The organism is Gordonia sp. NPDC003376 (assembly GCF_053589235.1).
Genome location: NZ_JBSFRM010000006.1, coordinates 128,151 through 148,178, shown reverse-complemented (window position 1 = coordinate 148,178; position 20,028 = coordinate 128,151). Strand labels below are relative to the sequence as shown.

The 20,028-nt window shown below is 67.7% G+C and carries 16 protein-coding genes; 7 read left to right on the top strand and 9 right to left on the bottom strand.

From position 1 onward, the window contains the following. Positions 1-509: 509 nt before the first annotated feature. The gene (locus ACWDUA_RS08985; RefSeq protein ID WP_449750658.1) at positions 510-1,877 is read right to left on the bottom strand and encodes an FAD-binding oxidoreductase; all 1,368 of its coding nucleotides are present in this window, start codon (positions 1,875-1,877) and stop codon (positions 510-512) included. Between the two features lie 31 nt (positions 1,878-1,908). On the opposite strand from ACWDUA_RS08985, the gene ACWDUA_RS08980 reads away from it, so the two are divergent. The 3 genes from ACWDUA_RS08980 to ACWDUA_RS08970 all read left to right on the top strand — a co-directional run bounded on the left by ACWDUA_RS08980 (position 1,909) and on the right by ACWDUA_RS08970 (position 4,984). Beyond that, a complete protein-coding gene (locus ACWDUA_RS08980) occupies positions 1,909-2,331 on the top strand; it encodes a nitroreductase family deazaflavin-dependent oxidoreductase (RefSeq protein ID WP_449750657.1) in 423 nt (140 codons plus the stop codon). 9 nt (positions 2,332-2,340) lie between these two features. After that, positions 2,341-3,282 (top strand): serine/threonine-protein kinase, encoded by a 942-nt coding sequence (locus ACWDUA_RS08975; protein ID WP_449750656.1) that lies wholly within the window; start codon positions 2,341-2,343, stop codon positions 3,280-3,282. Between the two features lie 217 nt (positions 3,283-3,499). Next, positions 3,500-4,984, top strand: coding sequence for an amino acid permease (locus tag ACWDUA_RS08970; RefSeq protein ID WP_449750655.1), 1,485 nt, complete (start codon positions 3,500-3,502; stop codon positions 4,982-4,984). 35 nt (positions 4,985-5,019) lie between these two features. On the opposite strand, the gene ACWDUA_RS08965 is transcribed toward ACWDUA_RS08970, so the two are convergent. Continuing rightward, entirely contained in the window at positions 5,020-6,135 is a 1,116-nt protein-coding gene (locus ACWDUA_RS08965) for an amidohydrolase family protein (RefSeq protein ID WP_449750654.1), read from the bottom strand. Between the two features lie 175 nt (positions 6,136-6,310). Here ACWDUA_RS08965 and ACWDUA_RS08960 point away from each other — a divergent pair, with 175 nt between their 5' ends. Then, a complete protein-coding gene (locus tag ACWDUA_RS08960) occupies positions 6,311-7,462 on the top strand; it encodes an FAD-binding oxidoreductase (RefSeq protein WP_449750653.1) in 1,152 nt (383 codons plus the stop codon). Positions 7,463-7,485: 23 nt separating this feature from the next. Here the strand turns inward: ACWDUA_RS08960 and ACWDUA_RS08955 are convergent, their stop codons facing one another. From ACWDUA_RS08955 to dnaK, 5 genes are all read right to left on the bottom strand, one after another. Next, positions 7,486-8,709, bottom strand: coding sequence for a hypothetical protein (locus ACWDUA_RS08955; RefSeq protein ID WP_449750652.1), 1,224 nt, complete (start codon positions 8,707-8,709; stop codon positions 7,486-7,488). Between the two features lie 173 nt (positions 8,710-8,882). Continuing rightward, the gene (locus ACWDUA_RS08950; RefSeq protein ID WP_449750651.1) at positions 8,883-9,284 is read right to left on the bottom strand and encodes a heat shock protein transcriptional repressor HspR; all 402 of its coding nucleotides are present in this window, start codon (positions 9,282-9,284) and stop codon (positions 8,883-8,885) included. Between the two features lie 3 nt (positions 9,285-9,287). Next, positions 9,288-10,502: a molecular chaperone DnaJ gene (dnaJ, locus tag ACWDUA_RS08945; RefSeq protein WP_449750650.1), complete on the bottom strand. Its 1,215-nt coding sequence runs from the start codon at positions 10,500-10,502 to the stop codon at positions 9,288-9,290. Positions 10,503-10,639: 137 nt separating this feature from the next. Continuing rightward, positions 10,640-11,266 (bottom strand): nucleotide exchange factor GrpE, encoded by a 627-nt coding sequence (gene grpE / locus ACWDUA_RS08940; protein ID WP_449750649.1) that lies wholly within the window; start codon positions 11,264-11,266, stop codon positions 10,640-10,642. Continuing rightward, complete coding sequence (gene dnaK / locus ACWDUA_RS08935) at positions 11,263-13,113, bottom strand: molecular chaperone DnaK (protein ID WP_449750648.1); 1,851 nt, start codon at positions 13,111-13,113, stop codon at positions 11,263-11,265. Before dnaK ends, grpE begins: the two co-directional genes overlap by 4 nt. A gap of 307 nt (positions 13,114-13,420) precedes the next feature. Between dnaK and macS the strand changes: the two genes are divergently transcribed. The 3 genes from macS (at position 13,421) to ACWDUA_RS08920 (ending at position 17,211) form a co-directional block, all read left to right on the top strand. Then, complete coding sequence (macS, locus tag ACWDUA_RS08930; RefSeq protein WP_449750647.1) at positions 13,421-14,623, top strand: MacS family sensor histidine kinase; 1,203 nt, start codon at positions 13,421-13,423, stop codon at positions 14,621-14,623. A 38-nt stretch (positions 14,624-14,661) separates the two neighbouring features. Further along, positions 14,662-15,282, top strand: a complete 621-nt coding sequence (locus ACWDUA_RS08925) for a response regulator (RefSeq protein ID WP_449750733.1) — start codon at positions 14,662-14,664, stop codon at positions 15,280-15,282. A 102-nt stretch (positions 15,283-15,384) separates the two neighbouring features. Further along, entirely contained in the window at positions 15,385-17,211 is a 1,827-nt protein-coding gene (locus ACWDUA_RS08920) for a DUF2339 domain-containing protein (RefSeq protein WP_449750646.1), read from the top strand. Between the two features lie 234 nt (positions 17,212-17,445). Here ACWDUA_RS08920 and ACWDUA_RS08915 read toward each other — a convergent pair whose 3' ends face one another. Continuing rightward, positions 17,446-18,447 carry a hypothetical protein gene (locus ACWDUA_RS08915; protein WP_449750645.1) on the bottom strand — a complete coding sequence of 334 codons (1,002 nt, stop codon included), beginning with the start codon at positions 18,445-18,447 and terminating at the stop codon, positions 17,446-17,448. Positions 18,448-18,992: 545 nt separating this feature from the next. Beyond that, positions 18,993-19,991, bottom strand: a complete 999-nt coding sequence (locus ACWDUA_RS08910) for an intradiol ring-cleavage dioxygenase (RefSeq protein ID WP_449750644.1) — start codon at positions 19,989-19,991, stop codon at positions 18,993-18,995. Positions 19,992-20,028: the final 37 nt, after the last annotated feature.

The following is a 20,028-nucleotide window of genomic DNA, read 5'->3' as shown; positions in this document are numbered from 1 at the left end:
ATGACGAGCAGCACGGACCCAACACGTCGGCGACGAAGCCCGCCGACACCCCCACCAGACGAACCCGACACACAACCACCTCACCAGGTTTCGACAGCCGGGCGGCCTCGCTGCGCGAGGACGACCTGCTCAACCAGCGAACAGGGCGCCACACTCAACCAAACCGGGGGCAGTCGACAGTTACGCCGACGACGAGCAGCACGGACCCAACACGTCGGCGACGAAGCCCGCCGACACCCCCACCAGACGAACCCGACACACAACCACCTCACCAGGTTTCGACAGCCGGGCGCCCTCGCTGCGCGAGGACGACCTGCTCAACCAGCGAACAGGGCGCCACACTCAACCAAACCGGGGGCAGTCGACAGTTACGCCGACGACGAGCAGCACGGACCCAACACGTCGGCGACGAAGCCCGCCGACACCCCCACCAGACGAACCCGACACACGACCACCTCGATGGCGTCGACAGAACACGTTGCGGCCCTGGCATTTCCACAGACGGCCGGTTACAGTAGCACTCCCGGGTTGAGCAGGCCTTCGGGATCGAGGGCATGCTTGATCGTCGCGGTGAGTTCCATGACGTCGGGCCCGAGCTGATCGGGCAGCCATCCCTTCTTCAGGCGTCCGACGCCGTGCTCACCGGTGATGGTGCCGCCCAACGAGATCGCGAGATCCATCACCTGACCGAAAGCACGCTGGGCACGGGAGTGCTCGTCGGCGTCGTCGGGATCGAACACGATCAGCGGGTGGGTGTTGCCGTCTCCGGCGTGCGCGATCACCGAGATCATCACCCGGTTCTCCGCGGCGATCGCCGCCACCTCGTCCACCAGGTCGGGTAGCGCGGGCAACGGCACCCCCACATCTTCGAGGAGCAGCGAGCCGAGCTTCTCCACCGCCGGGATCGCGGCGCGCCGCGCGGCGGTGAACGCCTCGCCCTCGGCCGGATCGTCGGTGTCGAAAACATCTGCGGCGCCGTGGGACTCGAAGGCCTCCCGGATGATCGCGACCTCGGCCACCCCGGCCGGACCGGGGGCGTCGGACTGGGCCACCAGCAGCGCACCCGCCTCGCGGTCGAGACCCATCCGCAGCATGTCCTCGACGGCGTTGATCGACACCCCGTCCATGAACTCGAGCATCGCGGGACGGATGCGGGCGGTGATCGCGAGGACCGCCTCGCTGGCCTCGCGCACCGACGCAAAGGTGCCGACCACGGTGCACGCAGACGCCTGCGGCGGAAGCAGGCGCAACGTGACCTCGGTGACGATCCCGAGCAGTCCTTCGCTGCCCACGAACAGTTTGACCAGTGAGAGCCCCGCGGAGTCCTTGAGCTGCTTGCCGCCGAGTCGGATGACCCGCCCATCGGCGAGCACCACCTGCAGGCCGAGAACGTAGTCGACGGTCATGCCGTACTTCACACAGCACAGTCCGCCCGCATTGGTCGCCACGTTCCCGCCGATCGAGCAGATCTCGAACGATGACGGGTCGGGCGGATACCAGAGTCCGTTGGCCGCCGCGGCCGCCTTGACCTCAGCGTTCAGCAGACCCGGCTGGACCACGGCCGTCCGGGTGTCGGTGTCGATGGTGAACTCGCGCATCTTCTCCGTCGAGATCATCACCGCGCCGTCGACGGCGGTGGAGCCGCCGGACAGGCTGGTGCCCGCGCCGCGGGTGATGAGTGGCACCTTGTTGGCGGCACACCAGCGCACGGCGGTCTGCACCTCGGCCGTGGTGGTCGGGCGGATCACTGCGAGCGGGGTGCCTGCGTCGGGGTCCTGAGCGCGGTCCTGGCGATATCCGGCGAGGATGTCGAGGTCGGTGACGACCATCTGCGCGGGAAGGTCGGCAATCAACTCACTCAGGTCAACATCGCTCATGGACTACACCCTAAGTGGCACCATGGAAGCCGTGAGTGACTTCAACACCACCATCATCGACGAGTTCCGCGCCAACAACGGCACCGTGACCACGGCCGGTTTCGGTCGTCACCTGATCCTCGTGCACACCGTCGGCGCCAGGTCCGGGGCCGAACGCATCAACCCGCTGATGTCCATTCCCGAGGAATCCGGGGGCCGGCTGATCATCGGCAGCGCCGCCGGCTCACCGAAGGACCCCGCCTGGGTGCACAACCTGCGCAAGAACCCCGAGGTCACCGTCGAGCGCCCCGGCGACGTCGGCGTCGAGACCTACACCGCGCGGGCCACCGAACTCGATCCGGTGCAGCGTGAGCAGGCGTGGCAGCTGTTCCTGGCGGCCTCCGACGGGTTCGCGAAGTACACCGAGACCGCCGAGGGACGCGCGTTCCCGATCTTCCGGCTGACGCCGCACTAATCTGGACGAGTGCTAGGACAGGGGGACGCGGTAGCCGACTACATCGTCGATGCGATGGTCGGGCACGGCAGCAGTGCCGACGTCTACCGCGCCCACCACACCGGTAACGCGACTCCCGTCGCACTGAAGGTGCTCTACACCCATGGTGCCGATGCCGCGCGGGCCCGCGAACGATTCGAGCGCGAGTACTCGATCGCCTCCGTGCTGCAGCACCCCCACATCGCGTCGATGTACGCCAGCGGTGAGATCGCCGAATCCGCGGATCCGGCCCCGACCGATGGCGATCCCCACGGTCGGCGAGCACACAACACCCTGTGGCTGGCGATGCAGTACGCGGCCGGTCCCTCGGCGGTGTCGCTGATCCCCGGGGAGAACCGGCAGCCGCGGGTGTCGGTGGTCTTGCGCCTGGCGCAGCAGATCGGCGAGGCGCTCGACTACGCACACTCCTGCGAGGTCCTGCATCGCGACATCAAACCCGCGAACATCCTGCTCACCTCCGATTCCGACGACGCCGACATGCTCCTGTCCGACTTCGGAATCGCCCAGTTGCTCGACGACGCCCGACCCCTGGCCCGGAACGGCCGGGTACAGGGATCGATCGCCTATGCCTCCCCCGAACTGCTCCAAGCCCAGCAACTCTCGCCCGCCAGCGACATCTACGCCTTCGCCTGCAGCCTGGTGGAGCTGTTCACCGGTCTGCCACCATTCCCCCGGAGCACCGCGTTCGCCATCACCTACGCCCACATCCGCGACACCCCGCCCAAACTCACCCGGCGCCGCGAATGGCTGCCGTCGTCACTCGATTCGGTGTTCGCCAAGGCACTCGCCAAGAACCCCGAGGACCGGTACCGGCACTGTGCGGAGTTCGTCGACATCATCGTCCGCACCCTGCGTGACGTCCCCATACCCGACGATCGTCCTTCGCGGAACGGGTGGTTCCGGGGTCGCTGAGCGGCACCGCGAAGACCGATCAGGTGACCACCGCCACACAGGTCACGTGTTAAATCGGACATCTTCGGAGAAGAATCCTTGTACCACAGGGACTTTCCCGCGGTGTTCGCCCCCGTCTTCTCGAATACTCTTTACATAGACGAACTTTCGTCGAAAAACTGCACCACTACCGTGGCGGGTTGTTCCAGTCGTACATCCGGCGCCATCGAGGGGGATCATGACCGCCGAACCCGAGACAACCTATGACAACTCGGCTCTCGCCCACGAGGACGAGGGCTATCACAAGAGCCTGAAACCCCGGCAGATCCAGATGATCGCCATCGGCGGTGCCATCGGTACCGGCCTGTTCATGGGTGCCGGCAGTCGACTCCACGATGCCGGGCCCGGCCTGTTCATCACCTACGCGGTCTGCGGTCTGTTCGTCTTCTTCATCCTCCGGGCACTCGGCGAGTTGGTGCTGCACCGCCCGTCATCGGGGTCGTTCGTCTCGTACGCACGTGAGTTCTTCGGCGAGAAGACGGCTTTCGTCACCGGGTGGCTCTACTTCTTCAACTGGGCCGCCACCGCGATCGTCGACGTCACGGCCGTGGCGTTGTACGTCCACTACTGGGGGATGTTCGAGGTCATCCCGCAGTGGCTGATCGCCCTGATCGCACTCGCGCTCGTCATGGCGATGAACATCATCTCGGTGAAACTGTTCGGCGAGATGGAGTTCTGGGCGTCGATCATCAAGGTCACCGCACTCGTACTGTTCCTCGTCGTCGGCATCGTGTTCCTCGCCGGACGTTTCGAGGTCGAGGGTCAACCCACCGGCATCAGCGTCATCACCGACAACGGGGGCCTGCTGCCGACCGGCGCCTTCTCCCTGGTGATCGTCACGTCGGGGGTGATCTTCGCTTATGCCGCAGTCGAACTCGTCGGCATCGCCGCCGGTGAGACGGCCGATCCGCCCGCGGTGATGCCCCGCGCGATCAACTCGGTGATCGTGCGGATCGCGGTGTTCTACGTCGGCTCGCTGATCCTGCTCGCCCTGCTGTTGCCGTACACGGCCTATCACAAGGGCGAGAGTCCCTTCGTCACGTTCTTCTCCAAGATCGGGGTCCCCGCGGCCGGCGGCATCATGAACCTGGTGGTGCTCACCGCAGCGCTGTCGAGCCTCAACGCCGGGCTGTACTCCACCGGCCGCATCCTGCGGTCGATGGCGATGAACGGTTCCGGGCCGGCATTCACCGCGGTGATGAACCGCAACGGTGTGCCGTTCGGCGGTATCGCCCTCACCGGCGGCCTGACCCTGCTGGGCGTGGTCCTCAATCTCTTCGTCCCCGAGGACGCGTTCAACATCGCCCTCGACCTGTCGGCGCTGGGCATCATCGCCACCTGGGCGATGATCGTGGCCTGCCAGCTCCAGTTGTGGCGATGGGAACGCAAGGGCATCCTCACCCGCCCGGCATTCCGTCTGCCGGGCACCCCGTACACCGGGGTGGCGACGCTGATCTTCCTGGCCGCCGTCGTGGTGCTGATGTGCTACGACAACATCTGGAATCTCATCGCGATCGTCGTCGGCATCCCGCTGCTCGTCGGCGGCTGGTACGCGGTGCGGGGCAAGGTGATGGCGGTCGCCGCCGAGCGCGCCGGCTACACCGGGTCCTACCCGGTGGTGCCGCAGCCACCGATCCCCGAGGGTCCCCTCGACGAGGACTGATCGGGGCGGTCGCCGGAGAACGACTGCGCGGCAGATCAATCGCCGATGCGATAGGTCTTCCGCGCGGTCTCCCGGAACACGCTGCGCAGGACATGCTCCCCCCACGGTTCGAGAACGTCGAGCAGACTCCCGACAACCATCTCGAAGGACGCATTGGGCTTGTCCAGCGGGAAGTTGGATCCGAACATCACCCGCGATGAACCGAAGTGCGCGACAACATGTTTGACCAGCGGACCGACCATGTGGGTGAGGGTGTCACGCGCACCGATGTTGCCCCAAGGCTCGCTACCGTATCCCAGCACCGGCAAGGCAAGACCCGACAGCTTGATCACGATGTTGGTCTGTGTGGCCAGTGACGTCATCCGCTCCCGCCACAATCGCAGGATGTCGGCGCGCGCCGCGGCGGTGGTACCGGTCCGCAGCCCGACCGGCCCGAAGGCCCCCACCGGGCAGCCGAGATGGTCGACGATGATGGTGGTGTCGGGATACTCCCGGGCCACGGTCACCACGTCGTACAGCTGATGGGAGTAGACGAAGATCTCCGCGGCCAGGCCCCGCCCGGCCACCGCCTCCATCCCGCGCAGGAACGCCGGGGTGGCCAGCAGCCCGTCGGTCTGGCACCCGTCGCGCACCTTCGGGTCCGGATGGCGGCTCGCGTTGATCTGGATACCCCGGATCTTGTCCGACACCGCCAGCTGGGTGTCGAGGCGGTCGGCGAATCCGTCGAGCGTGGGGTTTCCCCGCACCATCATCGCCCCGAGCCGGGGTGCAGGCGCCGCCCCGAAAGGCAACCCGAGCAGGTAGTCGACCTCGGCCGCACAGTGGTCGTCGGCGGGGTACTCGTCCTCGTCGAGGGGCGTGTAGGCGTCGGTGACGACGACCGACTCGATCGGCACCCCGCACACCGCGGGGACCGCGGCGACGTCGTTGGAGTACTGACGGGGTTCGTAGGCACGTGCCACCAGCCGCGGGGTGAGCAGATACTCTCGCTCGGCCTGGGAGGAGACCACCGAGAAGACCCTGTCCCCGAAACGTGGGACAACCCGTTGCACCCGGGACATCCGACGGCCCAGACGCGGACTCCTGCGCGGATTCCACTGCTGGACATGGGTGTCGACGATCCCGTCAATCAGGCCGTCGAGCGTCGTCACGCTTCCCACCCTGCCACACCCGGCCAGGTCACACGCACGACACCCGGCGCGGCGGGCAATTCGTCATCCGGACGGGGGATGAGGGCAGAATGGGACACGCGCCGACGGCCCCGTGCGACCCCGCAGGAGTTCGCCGGCGCGATCGTGGGATCCGAGAGTGTGTGGAGGTGCCGGCGTGGCCAATCATTCGCGCCATGTGCTGCACCAGTTGCGAGAACTGGTCAATCGCGATCCCGAACGGTTCTCGACGAACATCTACACCCGACTGTTCGCCATCGACCCCGATCTGCGGGAGCTGTTCGGGGCGATGATGACCACCCAGCGCAAGGCGTTCTATCACGTCGTCGACCACGTGCTCGAGGTGATCCCGGCCGAGACCGGACAGACCGAACTCGTCGAGTTCCTCGCACAGCTCGGCCGCGACCACCGGAAGTTCGGGGTGACCCCGGAGAACTATCAGGCGATCTATCAGGCGCTGATGGGCGAGTTCGCGGCGCTGTTGGGCACCTACTGGGACGAGGACGCACAACGGACCGTCGGTCAGGCGATGATGCTGGTGACCGGGGTGATGCGGGGAGCGGCCCAGACCGCGACCGGACCGGCCACCTGGACCGCACAGGTGGTGGAGAAGTTCCGGATCACCCGCGATCTCGCCGTCGTCCGGCTGACCACGCAGGCCCCACTGCGGTTCAACACCGGACAATACCTCGAGGTACAGATCCCGCAATGGCCGCGGGAATGGCGCAGCCTCTCCCCTGCCATCCCACCGAATCCGCACGGCGAACTCGAGTTCCACGTCCGATCGGTGCCGGGTGGCCCGGTCAGCACGACGATCGTCGGGCAGACCCGGATCGGTGACGTGTGGACCCTCGCACAGGCGCACGGCACCCTGCATGTCGATCGTGACCGTCGCGTGCTGATGGTGGCCGGCGGAACCGGACTGGCCCCGCTGCGAGCATTGCTCATCGAGATGTCGGCACGGGCCGACGCCCCGCCGACGCACGTGTTCTACGGCGCCCGCCACCCGGGAGAGCTGTACGACCTGCCCGTATTGCGACGTATCGCCTCGACCAATCCGTGGCTGCGGATCACCGCGGTGTCCGAGAATGCGGAGAACCCGTGGTGGATCGATCAGACGGCGTCACCATCGGATCTGGGCATCGACCACGAGATCGGCCGACTCGTCGACGTGGTGGCGGCGGCCGGACCGCGGGACGACCACCAGACGCTGATCACCGGGTCGCCGGCCATGGTGGAGAACACCCGACGCGGTCTGATCATCGCCGGGGTCCGCGCCAGCCTGATCCAGCACGACCCCATGTACTGAGATCCCCCGCGGGCGGGCCCTTGCTAGCCCTGTGGACCGGAGCCACCCTGCCCCTGCGGCGACTCGGTCACGGTCACCGTCTCGGTGACGGTCTCCGACTCGGTGGCGGTGACGGTGGCGTCGGCGGTCTGGGTGACGGTCTCGGTGACGGTGCGCTCGGTGGTCCGGGTCTGCGGCGTGGCGGTGACGGTACGGGTGACGGTCTGCTCGTCGGTGACCGTCGCGGCGTCACCGGCCTCGGTGCGGGTGACGGTGACCTGCTCCGTCGTGCCCGGCGCCGTCACCGTGGAGGTGGTGGCGGCCGGACTGGTCCCGTCGTCGCCGGTGAACAGCGCCACCAGGACGGTCAGGCACACGAGGGCGGCGACTCCGGCCGCCCCACCGATCGCCCACCACCGCAGGCCGAAGCCGGTGCTCCCGCGCGCAGACCCGGGGGTCGGTGCGGTGGCCAGGAGCGCGGGGTCGGCAGGTGGCGGGGGCATCGCACCGCGCGACGCGGCGGCCGCGGCCACCGCGCTCACCGGGGCCACCGGGACGGGAACCACCCCGGCCATCGGTGCGATCCGGTGGGTGGTGGTCGCGAGGAGTTGGGTGGTCCCCTGCGCCAGGGCGAACACCGGGGCCGGGACCACCGTGGCACGCACCCCCGTGGATTCGATCGCACCGATCACACCGGGGGTGTCGGCACCGGAGCCGACGCACACCACGCGGGGCACCGACGACGCGGCGAGGTAGTCCGCGAGCGGCCGCAATCCCTCCGGATGGGTCACCGGAATCTGTTGTGAAACAGGAACTTCCAGTGCTTCCACCGCGGTTCCGTGGGACGCGTCGACCAGGGCGATGGTCCGGCCCGCGGCCACCGATCCGGCGCCGTCGAGGGCCACGGCCACCACCACTCCGTCGGCTTCGCGGCGCGCGGCCTGCGCGAGCACCGACGGCAGGTCGACAAAGCCCACCGAAGCCGCCCAGGCGGGTGCCGACGGCCCGTGCAGCACCGATTCGAGGTGGGCGCGGACGTCGTCGCGGGCACAGGCGATCACGATGTCGTCGACCCGGAACGGCGCCGATTCGACCAGGTCGGCGAAGGCCGCGGCCGCCGACGTCGGGGAGGCATCGGTGAGTTCGACGAGATTGCTGGCCACGATGTCGCCGGTGGCGTCACGCACCACCATCGCGATCTCCTCGCCGAGCACCGACACACCGAGTACGGCGGGTTCGGCGACGGAGAACTCCGCAGGCTGGCTCACCCGTCATCTCCTCTCCCGGCCGCGATCTCCCACGACCTCTCGTCAACGCCACAGGTTAACGCGAGATCCTCAGGTGGCGACAGGCCACCTGAGGATCGGATCTGCTGTGAACGTGCTTGTGGTTGTCCGGGCCGGGCCGGCGTGTGGCCGACGACCGTGCGGTCGGTCCGGCCTCACTCCGTCCCGCGTCGGCGGCGTGGTTGCCACACCACCAGCGCATTGGTCCGCGGCACAGGGACCAGCTCGCCCCCGCGTCGCGACCGATGCGCCTCGACCTCCCCCTGCAGTTCGCGGATCCGCTGCTGCAGGGCGTCGACCTGATTGGTCAGATCGATGATCCGTTTGATGCCGGCGAGGTTGACGCCCTCCTCCTGGGAGAGGCGCTGGATCTCGCGCAGCACCTCGACATCGCGCGACGAGTAGCGTCGCCCGCCGCCGCTGGTGCGCTGCGGGGTGACCAGACCCAGCCGGTCATACGTGCGCAGGGTCTGCGCATGCATGCCGGCCAGTTCGGCCGCCACCGAGATCATGAAGGTGGCGTTGGGGTCATTCGGATTCTTGCGTGCTGCGGCCATGGTTCATCGCCCCCAGCCCGCCCGTGGATCGAATCCGGCCGCCCGCTCGGCCTCGGCGTAGGCCTTCATGGCGTCCACCGCGGCGTCGTCGAGCTTGCGGGGGACCTCCACCTTGACGGTCACCAGCAGGTCACCGGCACCGCCGGCCCGCTTGGGCACACCGCGTCCGCGGACCCGGAGGGTCCGGCCGTCGGTGGTGTTGGGCGGGATCTTGACACCCACCGAGCCGTCGAGCGTCGGCACCGACACGGTCGCCCCGAGCACCAGCTCGGAGATCGACACCGGCAGTTGGACACGCAAATCGTGGCCGCTGCGGGTGAACACCCGGTCGGGGGTGACGTGGACGACGACGTACAGGTCGCCAGACGGCGCACCGCGGCGTCCGGCCTCACCTTGGCCGGCCAGACGGATACGCTGCCCGTCCTCGACACCGGCCGGGATGCGGACGTTGATGGTGCGGGCGCGGACCTTGACGCCGCTGCCGTCGCAGTCGGTGCACGGATCGTCGATCCGCGAGCCGGTGCCCTGGCAGTCCTGGCACGGTTCGCTGAACCCGAATGCGCCCTGGTTGCGGCTGACGAAGCCGGAGCCGTTGCAGTGGGGGCAGACCCGGGGGCTGGTGCCCGGCTTGGCACCGCTGCCGTGGCAGGTGGTGCAGGGGGCCGGACTGGTCACCCGCAGTGGGACGGTCGTACCCAATGCGGCGTCGGCGAAGGTCAGCGTGGTCTCGGTCTCGAGGTCGTTGCCGCGCCGTGGGCGGGTCGCCGTGGACGTACCCCGCCCACCGCTTGTCCCGCCGCGGTTGAACAGCCCCTCGAACAGGTCACCGAAACCGCCTGCGGACTCTGCGCCGCCACCGCCGCCGAAGAGGTCGCCGATGTTGAAGTCGGCACCACCGTCGGTGGAGTACCGGGTTCCGCCGCCACCACCGGGGAATCCCCCGGGGAAACCGTTGCCGCCGCCGCGGAACCGGCCGCCGGCGAACATCGCGCGGGTCTCGTCGTACTCCTTGCGCTTGTCGGCATCGGAGAGCACGCTGTGCGCTTCGGACACCCGCTTGAATCGTTCTTCGGCTTTCGTGTCCCCGGGATTGGCATCCGGGTGCAGCTCGCGGGCGAGCTTGCGGTAAGCCTTCTTGATCTCTTCAGACGAAGCGTCAGAAGCAACGCCCAGATCCTTGTAGAAATCCCGCTCGAGCCATTCTCGTTGCGGAGCCACCAGACGTCACCTCCTTCGATATGAACGTGTCTGGATGAAGTCGTGTCTGCAGTTGTACCGGTCTTCTGCTGCACCGGCTTCGGTGGTGCGCGCGCCGGGGACGGCGTCAGCGCACCACCGAAAGGGTGTGCAGGTGATTATGCACCACTGCTTGCGGCGTCACCGGCGGCCGGGACCGGATCGGTGACGGTCACCATGGCGGTCCGGATCACCTTGTCCGCCAATCGGTATCCGCTGCGGTAGACCGAGCCGATGACCGGCTCGGCGCCGCTGCCGTCGTGCTGGACGGCCTCGTGCAGTTCCGGATCGAACTCGTCGCCCGGCTCACCGAACTTGACCAGACCCTCGGAGTCGAGGGTGCCGGCCAGTTTGTCGGCGACCACACGCAGCGGTCCGGTCTCGAGATCGCCGTGCTCACGGGCGCGGTCGAGATCGTCGAGGACCGGCAGCAGCTTCTCGATCAGCACCTGCTTGCCATAGGCCACCCGGCCCTGCTTCTCCTCCTCAGAGCGCCGCTTGAAGTTGGCGAACTGCGCACGCTCGCGCTGGAGCGCCGCGGTGAGCTCGGCGACCTCGTCGGATGCCGCGGTGGCGGACTCTTCCGGGGCAGGGGCCGCCTCGGCGGCGGGAGCCGAATCGCTCCCGTCCGCCGGGGTGGACTCACCCTGGCCGCGGACCTCACCCGTTTCCGGGTCGACCCGTCGGTTGTCGGTCACGGTGATCGGTTCATCACCGGCCGGACCGTGCGGGTCCGCCTGCGTCACTTGTTGTCTCCGGTGGGCTCGTCGACGACCTCGGCGTCCACGACGTCGCTGTCGGCGGCACCGGTGGCCCCACCGGCGGCGGCACCGTCGGCGCTCTCGGCGGCCGATGCGGCGTAGATGGCCTGACCCATCTCCTGCGACTCGGCCGACAGCTTCTCGATGGCCGACTTGATCGCGGAGATGTCGGTGCCCTTGAGGGCCTCGTTGGCCTCGGCGATCGCCGCCTCCACCTTGGTCTTGACCTCGGCCGGGACCTTGTCCTCGTTGTCCTTGAGGAACTTCTCGGTGTGGTTGACCAGCGACTCCGCCTGGTTGCGGGTCTCGGCCTCCTCACGACGCTTGCGGTCTTCCTCGGCGTGCGCCTCGGCGTCCTTGATCATCCGGTCGATCTCGTCCTTGGACAGGCCCGAGCCCTCCTGGATGCGGATCGAGTTCTCCTTGCCGGTGCCCTTGTCCTTGGCGGTGACGTGCACGATGCCGTTGGCGTCGATGTCGAAGGTCACCTCGATCTGCGGGACACCCTGCGGGGCCGGTGCGATGCCGCCGAGCTCGAAGCTGCCGAGCAGCTTGTTGTGCGAGGCGATCTCACGCTCACCCTGGTACACCTGGATCTGCACCGACGGCTGGTTGTCCTCGGCCGTGGTGTAGGTCTCCGAGCGCTTGGTGGGGATGGTGGTGTTGCGCTCGATCAGCTTGTGCATCACGCCACCCTTGGTCTCGATACCGAGGCTCAGCGGGGTGACGTCGAGCAGCAGCACGTCCTTGACCTCGCCGCGCAGCACACCGGCCTGCAGGGCCGCACCCACGGCGACGACCTCGTCCGGGTTGACGCCCTTGTTGGGCTCCTGGCCACCGGTGAGTTCCTTCACCAGGTCGGTGACGGCGGGCATCCGGGTCGAACCACCGACGAGCACGACGTGGTCGATGTCGCCGACGGAGATGCCGGCGTCCTTGATCACCGCGGTGAACGGCGCACGGGTGCGCTCGAGCAGATCCGAGGTGATCTTCTGGAACTCGCTGCGCGACAGCTGCTCGTCGAGGAAGAGCGGGTTCTTGTCGGCGTCGACGGTGATGTAGGGCAGGTTGATCGAGGTCGACTGCGACGCCGACAGTTCGATCTTGGCCTTCTCGGCAGCCTCACGCAGACGCTGCATGGCCATCTTGTCCTTGGTCAGGTCGATGCCGCTGGTGCTCTTGAACTTCTCGACCAGCCAGTCGACGACGCGCTGATCCCAGTCGTCACCACCGAGGTTGTTGTCACCGGAGGTCGCGCGGACCTCGACGACACCGTCGCCGATCTCGAGCAGCGAGACGTCGAAGGTACCGCCACCGAGGTCGAAGACCAGGATGGTCTGTTCCTTCTCGCCCTTGTCCAGGCCGTAGGCGAGTGCCGCGGCGGTGGGCTCGTTGACGATGCGGAGCACATTGAGGCCGGCGATCTGGCCGGCTTCCTTGGTGGCCTGACGCTGCGAGTCGTTGAAGTAGGCCGGCACGGTGATGACCGCGTCGGTGACGTCCTCACCCAGGTAGGCCTCGGCGTCGCGCTTCAGCTTCATCAGCGTCCGGGCGCTGATCTCCTGCGGGGTGTACTTCTTGTCGTCGATGGCGACCGTCCAGTCACCCTCACCCATGTGGCGCTTGACCGAACGGATGGTCCGGTCGACGTTGGTGACCGCCTGGTTCTTGGCCGGCTGCCCGACGAGTACCTCGCCGTTGCGCGCGAACGCGACAACCGACGGGGTGGTCCGGGAGCCCTCGGCGTTGGCGATGACGGTGGCCTCGCCACCTTCGAGGACGGCGACCACGGAGTTGGTGGTGCCGAGGTCGATTCCGACAGCACGAGACATCTTTGCGATTCCTCCTATGTATCCGGGTATGCACCCAAGTCATGGCCCCCGGGTCGAGCTGGTGCACCACCGCGGGGAGTGGTCTGTGCAAACCTGCGCCCGAGAGCCAACTTCAGTGCGTCCGACTCAATGTCCTACCGGGTCGAGTCGGTCCGGTCAACTCAAGTTGAGTCTTTGTGACTCAGGTTTCTCGAAGGGTTCAACAGGCCCCCTGGGGGGATCATTCCCGATTCCGGAAAAAAGTTGAGCGATGTTCACTCATATCCGAAAATGCCGGTCAGGAGCCCGGATGAGAGAGGATGGGAACGTGAACGACGATCGTGATCCGGTCGCCCCACTGTGGCGGGCCGCGCAGATCTTCCGGCTGGTGTCGTTCATCTACGCCCTGGGGTTCCTGATCGCGATCGACGCCGATCTGACCCGCCCGGGCCTGACCTGGGTGCTGTTCGGTCTGCTCACCGCCGCCAACGTGTGGTGGGCGACGGGCTATCTGATCGGTTTCGGACGGCGTTGGTGGTTCGTCGCGATCGAGCTGTCGGTGTTCGTGGTGATGATGCTGTCGACGTCGTACGTCGCCGACGACACCTGGGTCACCGGCAACCAGACCTGGCCCACCACCTTGTACTGCGCCAACGGCATGCTGTCGGCGGCACTGCTCGGCGGCCCGTGGTGGGGTGTGGCCGGCGGCCTGGTCATCGGGCTCACCAACTTCTACGTCAAGGGTGAGCTGATGCTGAACTTCGGCCGCAACGCCACCATCCTGCTGATCGTCGCCGCCGGACTCGCCGTCGGGATGGCCGCCACCCGCGCTCGGGTGTCGGCGGAGAAGCTCACCGCCGCGGTGCGTGCGGCCGCCGCGGCCGCCGAGCGTGAACGGCTCGCGCGCGAGGTGCACGACGGGGTGCTGCAGGTACTCGCACTGATCACGCGCCGCGGACGGGAGATCGGCGGACCGAGTGCCGACCTCGCCGACCTCGCCGCCGAGCAGGAACGACGACTCCGCCGGCTGATCGCCGACGGCCCGGTCATCCCGCCGACCGACGCGGGCCCGCCCGCCACGGTGCGCGATGCCGACCTCTCGGCTGCACTCCGTGGCCTCGCCGGCGAGTCGGTGTCGGTGAGCGCACCACCCGAACCGGTGACGCTCGCGGCGTCGACGGTCACCCAGATCCTCGCCGCGGTCCGCAACATCCTCGACAACGTCGACCGGCACGCCGGCCCCGGTACCAGGGTGTTCATGCTGCTCGAGGACCTCGACGACGAGATCGTGCTGTCGGTGCGCGACGACGGCGTCGGCATCCCCGACGGCCGGCTGGACGCCGCGGCCGCCGAGGGGAGGATGGGGATCGCCCGCTCGATCGTCGGGCGGATCGAACACCTCGGCGGTACCGCACATCTGGAAACGGCACCCGACGCGGGCACAGAATGGGAGCTGACCATCCCGGTGGCGTCGCCTGCGAACACCACCCGGACGAACAGCACTCGAACCGCAAAGGACGGTGCACCGTGACCGAACCGGAGACCACACCGCCGTCGCCGATCCGGGTGATGGTGGTCGACGACCACCCGATGTGGCGCGACGGCGTCGCGCGAGACCTCGCCGACGAGGGCTTCGAGGTGGTCGCCACGGCCGACAGCGTCGATCGTGCGACCCGACTGGCCCCGGCCTGCCGGCCGGATGTGCTGCTGATGGACATGCACCTGCCCGACGGCACCGGGGCGGCGGCCACCCGTGCGGTGATCGCGGGCAGCCCCGGAACCCGGGTGCTGATCCTGTCGGCGTCGGACGAGCGGGACGACGTCCTCGAGGCGATCAAGGCGGGAGCGACCGGCTATCTGGTCAAGAGTGCCCAGAAATCGGAGCTGATCGCGGCGGTGCGGGCCACCGCCGACGGGCAGCCGGTGTTCACCCCGGGACTGGCCGGACTGGTGCTCGGTGAGTACCGTCGGATCGCACGCTCCCCCGAGCCCGACACCCCGGCCCTGACCGTACGCGAGACCGAGGTGCTCCGGCACGTGGCCAAGGGGCTCTCGTCGCGGCAGGTGGCCGAGCGGTTGTCGATCAGCCCACGGACCGTGGAGAACCACATCGGCGCCACCCTGCGGAAACTGCAGTTGGGCAACCGCGTCGAACTGGCCCGCTACGCCATGGAGAACGGCCTGTCCTGACCGGGTGTCCCCAGGTCGCCTCACCCCGGACGGTGGAGTACTCACGCGATCTGAGTGGTTTCACGCATCCGCCCGGCGCCCGCGCCCGCGACGCTGGAACACATGACCACTCCTTCCCCGGTTCCCGACCCGGCCGCGCCGCACACCGCCGGGTCTCGCCCGCTCGTCCCGCCGCACGTCTGGGCCCCGACGCCCTACCCGCCTCCCGGTCTTCGCCCGCCGGTCCCCCCGATCACCTACATCCCGCCGGTCGCACCGTATCCCGGCCGTGGCCACAATCTCGGCGTCCCACTACCGCCGCAGCAACCCTCGATCCCGCTCCGGGATCGCATCGCCGCCGCCGCCGAACGCGGCACCCTCGGCAAGATCCTGGCCTTCGTCGGTGTCGCGATCACCCTGATCGGCGTGATCCTGTTGCTGGTGGCCGCCGCCCAGGCCGGGTGGCTACGACCGGAACTGCGGGTCGCCGGCGGTGCCGTCCTCGCCGCGGTCCTGTTCGGGGCCGGCATCGCCATCGGTCGTACAGCCGAAAAGCGCACCGGGGCACTCGGTCTGGTGGCCACCGGCACCGCGACAGCCTGGTTCACCGTCCTCGCCGCCACCTCGCTGTATCACTGGATTCCGGGTACCACCGGCCTGATCACGGCCGGGGCGATCGCCGCCGCCGGACTCGGCGTCGCGCGCTGGTGGGATTCGCAGCCGCTCGGTGTGACACTCGCCGTGGCACTGTTGATCCTGGCGCCGTTCCTCACCGGCGGCGTGGACCTGACACTCGTCGTCTTCCTCCTGGTCTACGCCACCGCGTCACTGGGGGTGCAGCTCGGCCGCGACTGGACCGCGATGTACGTACTCAACGCGGTCGCCGCGGTGATCCCACCGACGCTGCTCCTCGTCGCCCCCGGTGACACCACCGTCGTCCAGTTCGTCCTGGTCGCCGCTGCCGCCTTCCTGCTGACCCTCGGTTCGGCGGTCTGCCTGTTGCGCAGCAGCTCTCACCCGATGCTGCTCGCCCTGCTCGCCCCGGTCGGCGTACTACCGATCATCGGGACCACGGATCTGCTCGGCCACCCGATCGCCGCGATCATGCTTGCCGCCGCCGGTACGCTGCTCGTCGCCCTCGCCTTCACCGCCCACCTGATCACCAGTGCCCCGCTCCAGGTCCGCACCGTATGGCTGTCGGCGGGTGCGGCGTCCGGTGCCATCGCAATCGGCCTCGGAGCCGGTGCACAGGGCGGCACCCTCGGTCTGTTCGGCGCCGCGCTCGCACTGGGCCTCAGCGTCCGGTACGCCGGCGACCTCGCCACCCCCCTCCGCGTGATCGCCACCGTCATCGGCAGTTTCGGCTTGCTCGCACTGCTCGAGAACGGCGCACTGGCCCAGCTACTGATCGCCGACGCGGTCGACACACCGTGGCGCATCACCCTCACCGCCGGTTCCGCGCTCGCCGTGGCCGCCGTCGTCGTGCTCGCGTACTGCTGGATGCGTGTGGCGGACAAGGCGACCCAGGGTTCGATCGTCGTCCTCGCCGGCCTGATCAGCCTGGGCCTGCTCACCGTCGTCTGCGTGTCCTCGGGCGCGTGGATCAGCGGTGGCACCGACGGCGGCTTCCGCGCCGGGCACATGGCCGCCACCATCGTCTGGGCCATCACCGCGGTCGTGGCCCTGCTGTGGGCCCGCCGTCTGCACGGAACCACGCGGGCACTGGCGATGTCGGGAGGTATGGGCGTCATCACCGCAGCGGTGGCCAAGCTGTTCCTGTTCGATCTGACCGCGCTGGACGGCCTGTTCCGGGCCATCGCCTTCATCGTCGTCGGACTGCTGCTGCTCTCTCTCGGTGTGGCCTACGCACAGTCACTGACCGGCCGTTCCGACGACACCGACCGCCTCGCCCCCGACGGCCCACCCACCATGCCGATGCATATCGGTTGAGCTACTGCGGTTTTCGGATCTTCACCCGGTTGAAGGCCCGAAACCCGCGAAAGGCCCGAAACCAGGGGAAGGTGCCGAAACCCGGGGAAGGTGCCGAAACCCGGGGAAGGTGCCGAAACCCGGGGAAGGTGCCGAAACCCGGGGAAGGTCGCCTTCCCCTGGTTTCTCCGTCTTCCCCTGGTTGCAACACGGGGAAGGTTACGAAAGTAGGGGAAGGATCTCCTTCCCCTACTTTCAGTCGGGCTCGGTGAGCAGCCCGGCACGACGAAGCGCGGTCAGGATCTTCTCCCGGAACCGCCGCGGATTGCGTAAGTCGTCCCACGTCCATCGGACGACGATGATCCCGCAGTCGCGAATGGCGTCTTCGCGCAGCTTCTCGTCGTAGATGACGTCCTCGGCCAGACGCCCACCACTCGCCGCGGATTCTCGGTGGTATTTGAATCGGCCGTCGAACTCGCCGACGACGCACAGCCGGCCCTCGGCGTCACGCCAGCCGAAGTCACCGAATTTGGTACTGCCGTCCGCAAGCTCCACCAAAACTTGTAATTCGGGCACCGGAACATCCTCCTCGAGCATGACGGCTCGGCTCAGTGATTCGCCGACACTCTCCGATACCTCCACCGAGTGCTCGATCGCCAAACGTACGGTGGCCATCCCGTGCAGGCCGGACATACGGCTGACAACACCGTCGAGATCGAGGTCTTCCTCCTGTTGCGCAGCCATCCACCGGCCGGCATCGACGACGCAGATCGCCTGGCGCAGTGTGCCAGAACGTGCGACGTCGCACACGGTACGACCGAGCGATGTCAGCGTTGTGCCCGTAATGGTGATGAGATCGGATTCGGTGATCCGTGCTTGGTGAACGATCAGACCGGGCGATGTCCGACCGGACTTCACCGCGGTGAAGTTCACCGTCGTCAGGTCGGGGTTCAGCATCGGCAGGCCGTGCACGACCGCCGCGGACTGATGGCTGAGAAACCTTCGGTCCGTTCCGGTCTGGACAGCAGCCCGGATCATCTCGCGGTATCGATACATCTGGATCTCGTGGGAGTCGACACCGGTTCGCGTCTCGACCGGCAGATACGCTCCCCAGCGAATCCGGTCGATCTCGTTGTCGTTCACGGCACGTCGGAGATCTTGATCGGTCGCACCGGTCCGGATCACTTTCCGGCGAAGGATCAGCCGGTCGTCAGAGCTCTCTCGAGTGCGAAAGTCGAAGCCGTCGATGTCGGTCATCAGCCGATGCTCGCAGCCGAATGGACCCGATTCGGAGAACAATTCACAGGTTGTGGACAAACCTGGGGATATCACAGACTGTGGATAGCGCGTCGTCGGTCCGGCTACCTCCGCTACGTCACCCACCCGCCCGAAAGTGGGGGAAAGTGACGCTCCCCCACTTTCGCCACCTTCCCCGTGTTGCAGTTAGGGGAACAGTGGATAACCAAGGGAAGACGAGCATCCCCTGGTTTCGGTGGGCGGGGTATGTGCCCGGGGCAGGAAACCTGGCGAGCAGCGGTTCCACACAGCGGGACAAGCCTTCGACGAAGCGGGCACCATTCTGATTCGGAGCCCAGCCCAACTGTTGTTACCCGAAAGTAGGGGAAAGCGCGCCTTCCCCTGGTTTCGCCTCCTTCCCCGGGTTGCAACACGGGGAAGGCAGCGAAAGTAGGGGAAGGCGACCTTCCCCTAGTTTCGGGAGCACAGCAGGCGAGGCCGAGCGCGGCGGGGAGCACAGCCGGAGAGGCCTGGGTACGAAGAGGCGCAACCGCCCCCACCCGAGCCTACGTATCCACGCCCAGGTTGATTGCCGCATAGACCTTTCCGTCGGTCTGCGATGCCTGCAGCAGGCCGGTCGCATCGAAGATGTGGTCAGTGGCATTGGTGGTGTCGCGATTGGTGTGGGTGCTGTACGGCGCTGTGGTACTGAAGATCTTGTTGCTCAGCTCGTCATCGAAGTAGAGCTGCGTGGTGAGCACCTCCTTGCGGTTGATGTGCACCCGCACATGGATGTGGACCGTCCGGCTGAAGTACCAGCCGGGGAAGATCGACGTGAAGTACACCGCCCCGTTCTGATCCGTCGGCTGCGCACCACGCAGGTACTTCTCGGAATCGGTTGTCTTGCTCTGCCGTTCGCCCTCGCTGTAGGAGCCGTCGGAGTCGGCGACACCGGAATCGGGCATCTGCGGGGCGTCACCCCCGCCCGGTTGTGACCCGCCCGGGGTCCCGTTCGGCGGAGCGGGCGGGGCACCGGCGCCACCCGGGGTACCGAGCCCACCGTTCGGCTGACTCGAGGTCGCCTCGAAGCCGGAGTAGATGCCGAGGGCATCGCAGTGCCAGATCTCGACGACGGCGTCGCGGATCGGGGTCCCCGCACCGTCGGCGGTGCAGTTCTCCAGATCCACCACGCGCAGGGCCAGTTCGAGCGGAACACCCTCGCGATCCTCACGGATGTCGGATCGGATGCGGTCGACGTCGAACCAGTAGGGGCCCTCGGTGACGTCCTTGGAGAGCGGGCACGCCGGCGACTCGGCGAGCAGCCCCGCGAGGATCTCGCGGTCGGCGGCGGTCACCGTGGCCGACGCCGCGGCCGACCCACTCGACGCCGACGACGACGCACTCGATGCGGAGTCGCCGTCGGACGACCCGACGCCGCACGCGGCGAGCAACCCGGCGATACTCAGCGATCCGGTGCCGGCCAGCACGGAACGTCGGCTGGGGAATCGTCTCGTGGAGCGGGGACTGTCGGGGTTCGCGGTCACATCGTCGTGCTGGGCTGTCATGGAACCGAACACTACGGACCCGGCCTGTGAATCTGCT

What these genes read in the sequence shown, in the direction of transcription:
- dnaK (WP_449750648.1), bottom strand. Translation starts at nt 13,113, where the DNA reads ATGTCTCGTGCTGTCGGAATCGACCTCGGCACCACCAACTCCGTGGTC.
- ACWDUA_RS08910 (WP_449750644.1), bottom strand. Translation starts at nt 19,991, where the DNA reads ATGACAGCCCAGCACGACGATGTGACCGCGAACCCCGACAGTCCCCGC.
- ACWDUA_RS08925 (WP_449750733.1), top strand. Translation starts at nt 14,662, where the DNA reads ATGGTGGTCGACGACCACCCGATGTGGCGCGACGGCGTCGCGCGAGAC.
- ACWDUA_RS08985 (WP_449750658.1), bottom strand. Translation starts at nt 1,877, where the DNA reads ATGAGCGATGTTGACCTGAGTGAGTTGATTGCCGACCTTCCCGCGCAG.
- ACWDUA_RS08920 (WP_449750646.1), top strand. Translation starts at nt 15,385, where the DNA reads ATGACCACTCCTTCCCCGGTTCCCGACCCGGCCGCGCCGCACACCGCC.
- ACWDUA_RS08950 (WP_449750651.1), bottom strand. Translation starts at nt 9,284, where the DNA reads ATGGCCGCAGCACGCAAGAATCCGAATGACCCCAACGCCACCTTCATG.
- ACWDUA_RS08970 (WP_449750655.1), top strand. Translation starts at nt 3,500, where the DNA reads ATGACCGCCGAACCCGAGACAACCTATGACAACTCGGCTCTCGCCCAC.
- ACWDUA_RS08915 (WP_449750645.1), bottom strand. Translation starts at nt 18,447, where the DNA reads ATGACCGACATCGACGGCTTCGACTTTCGCACTCGAGAGAGCTCTGAC.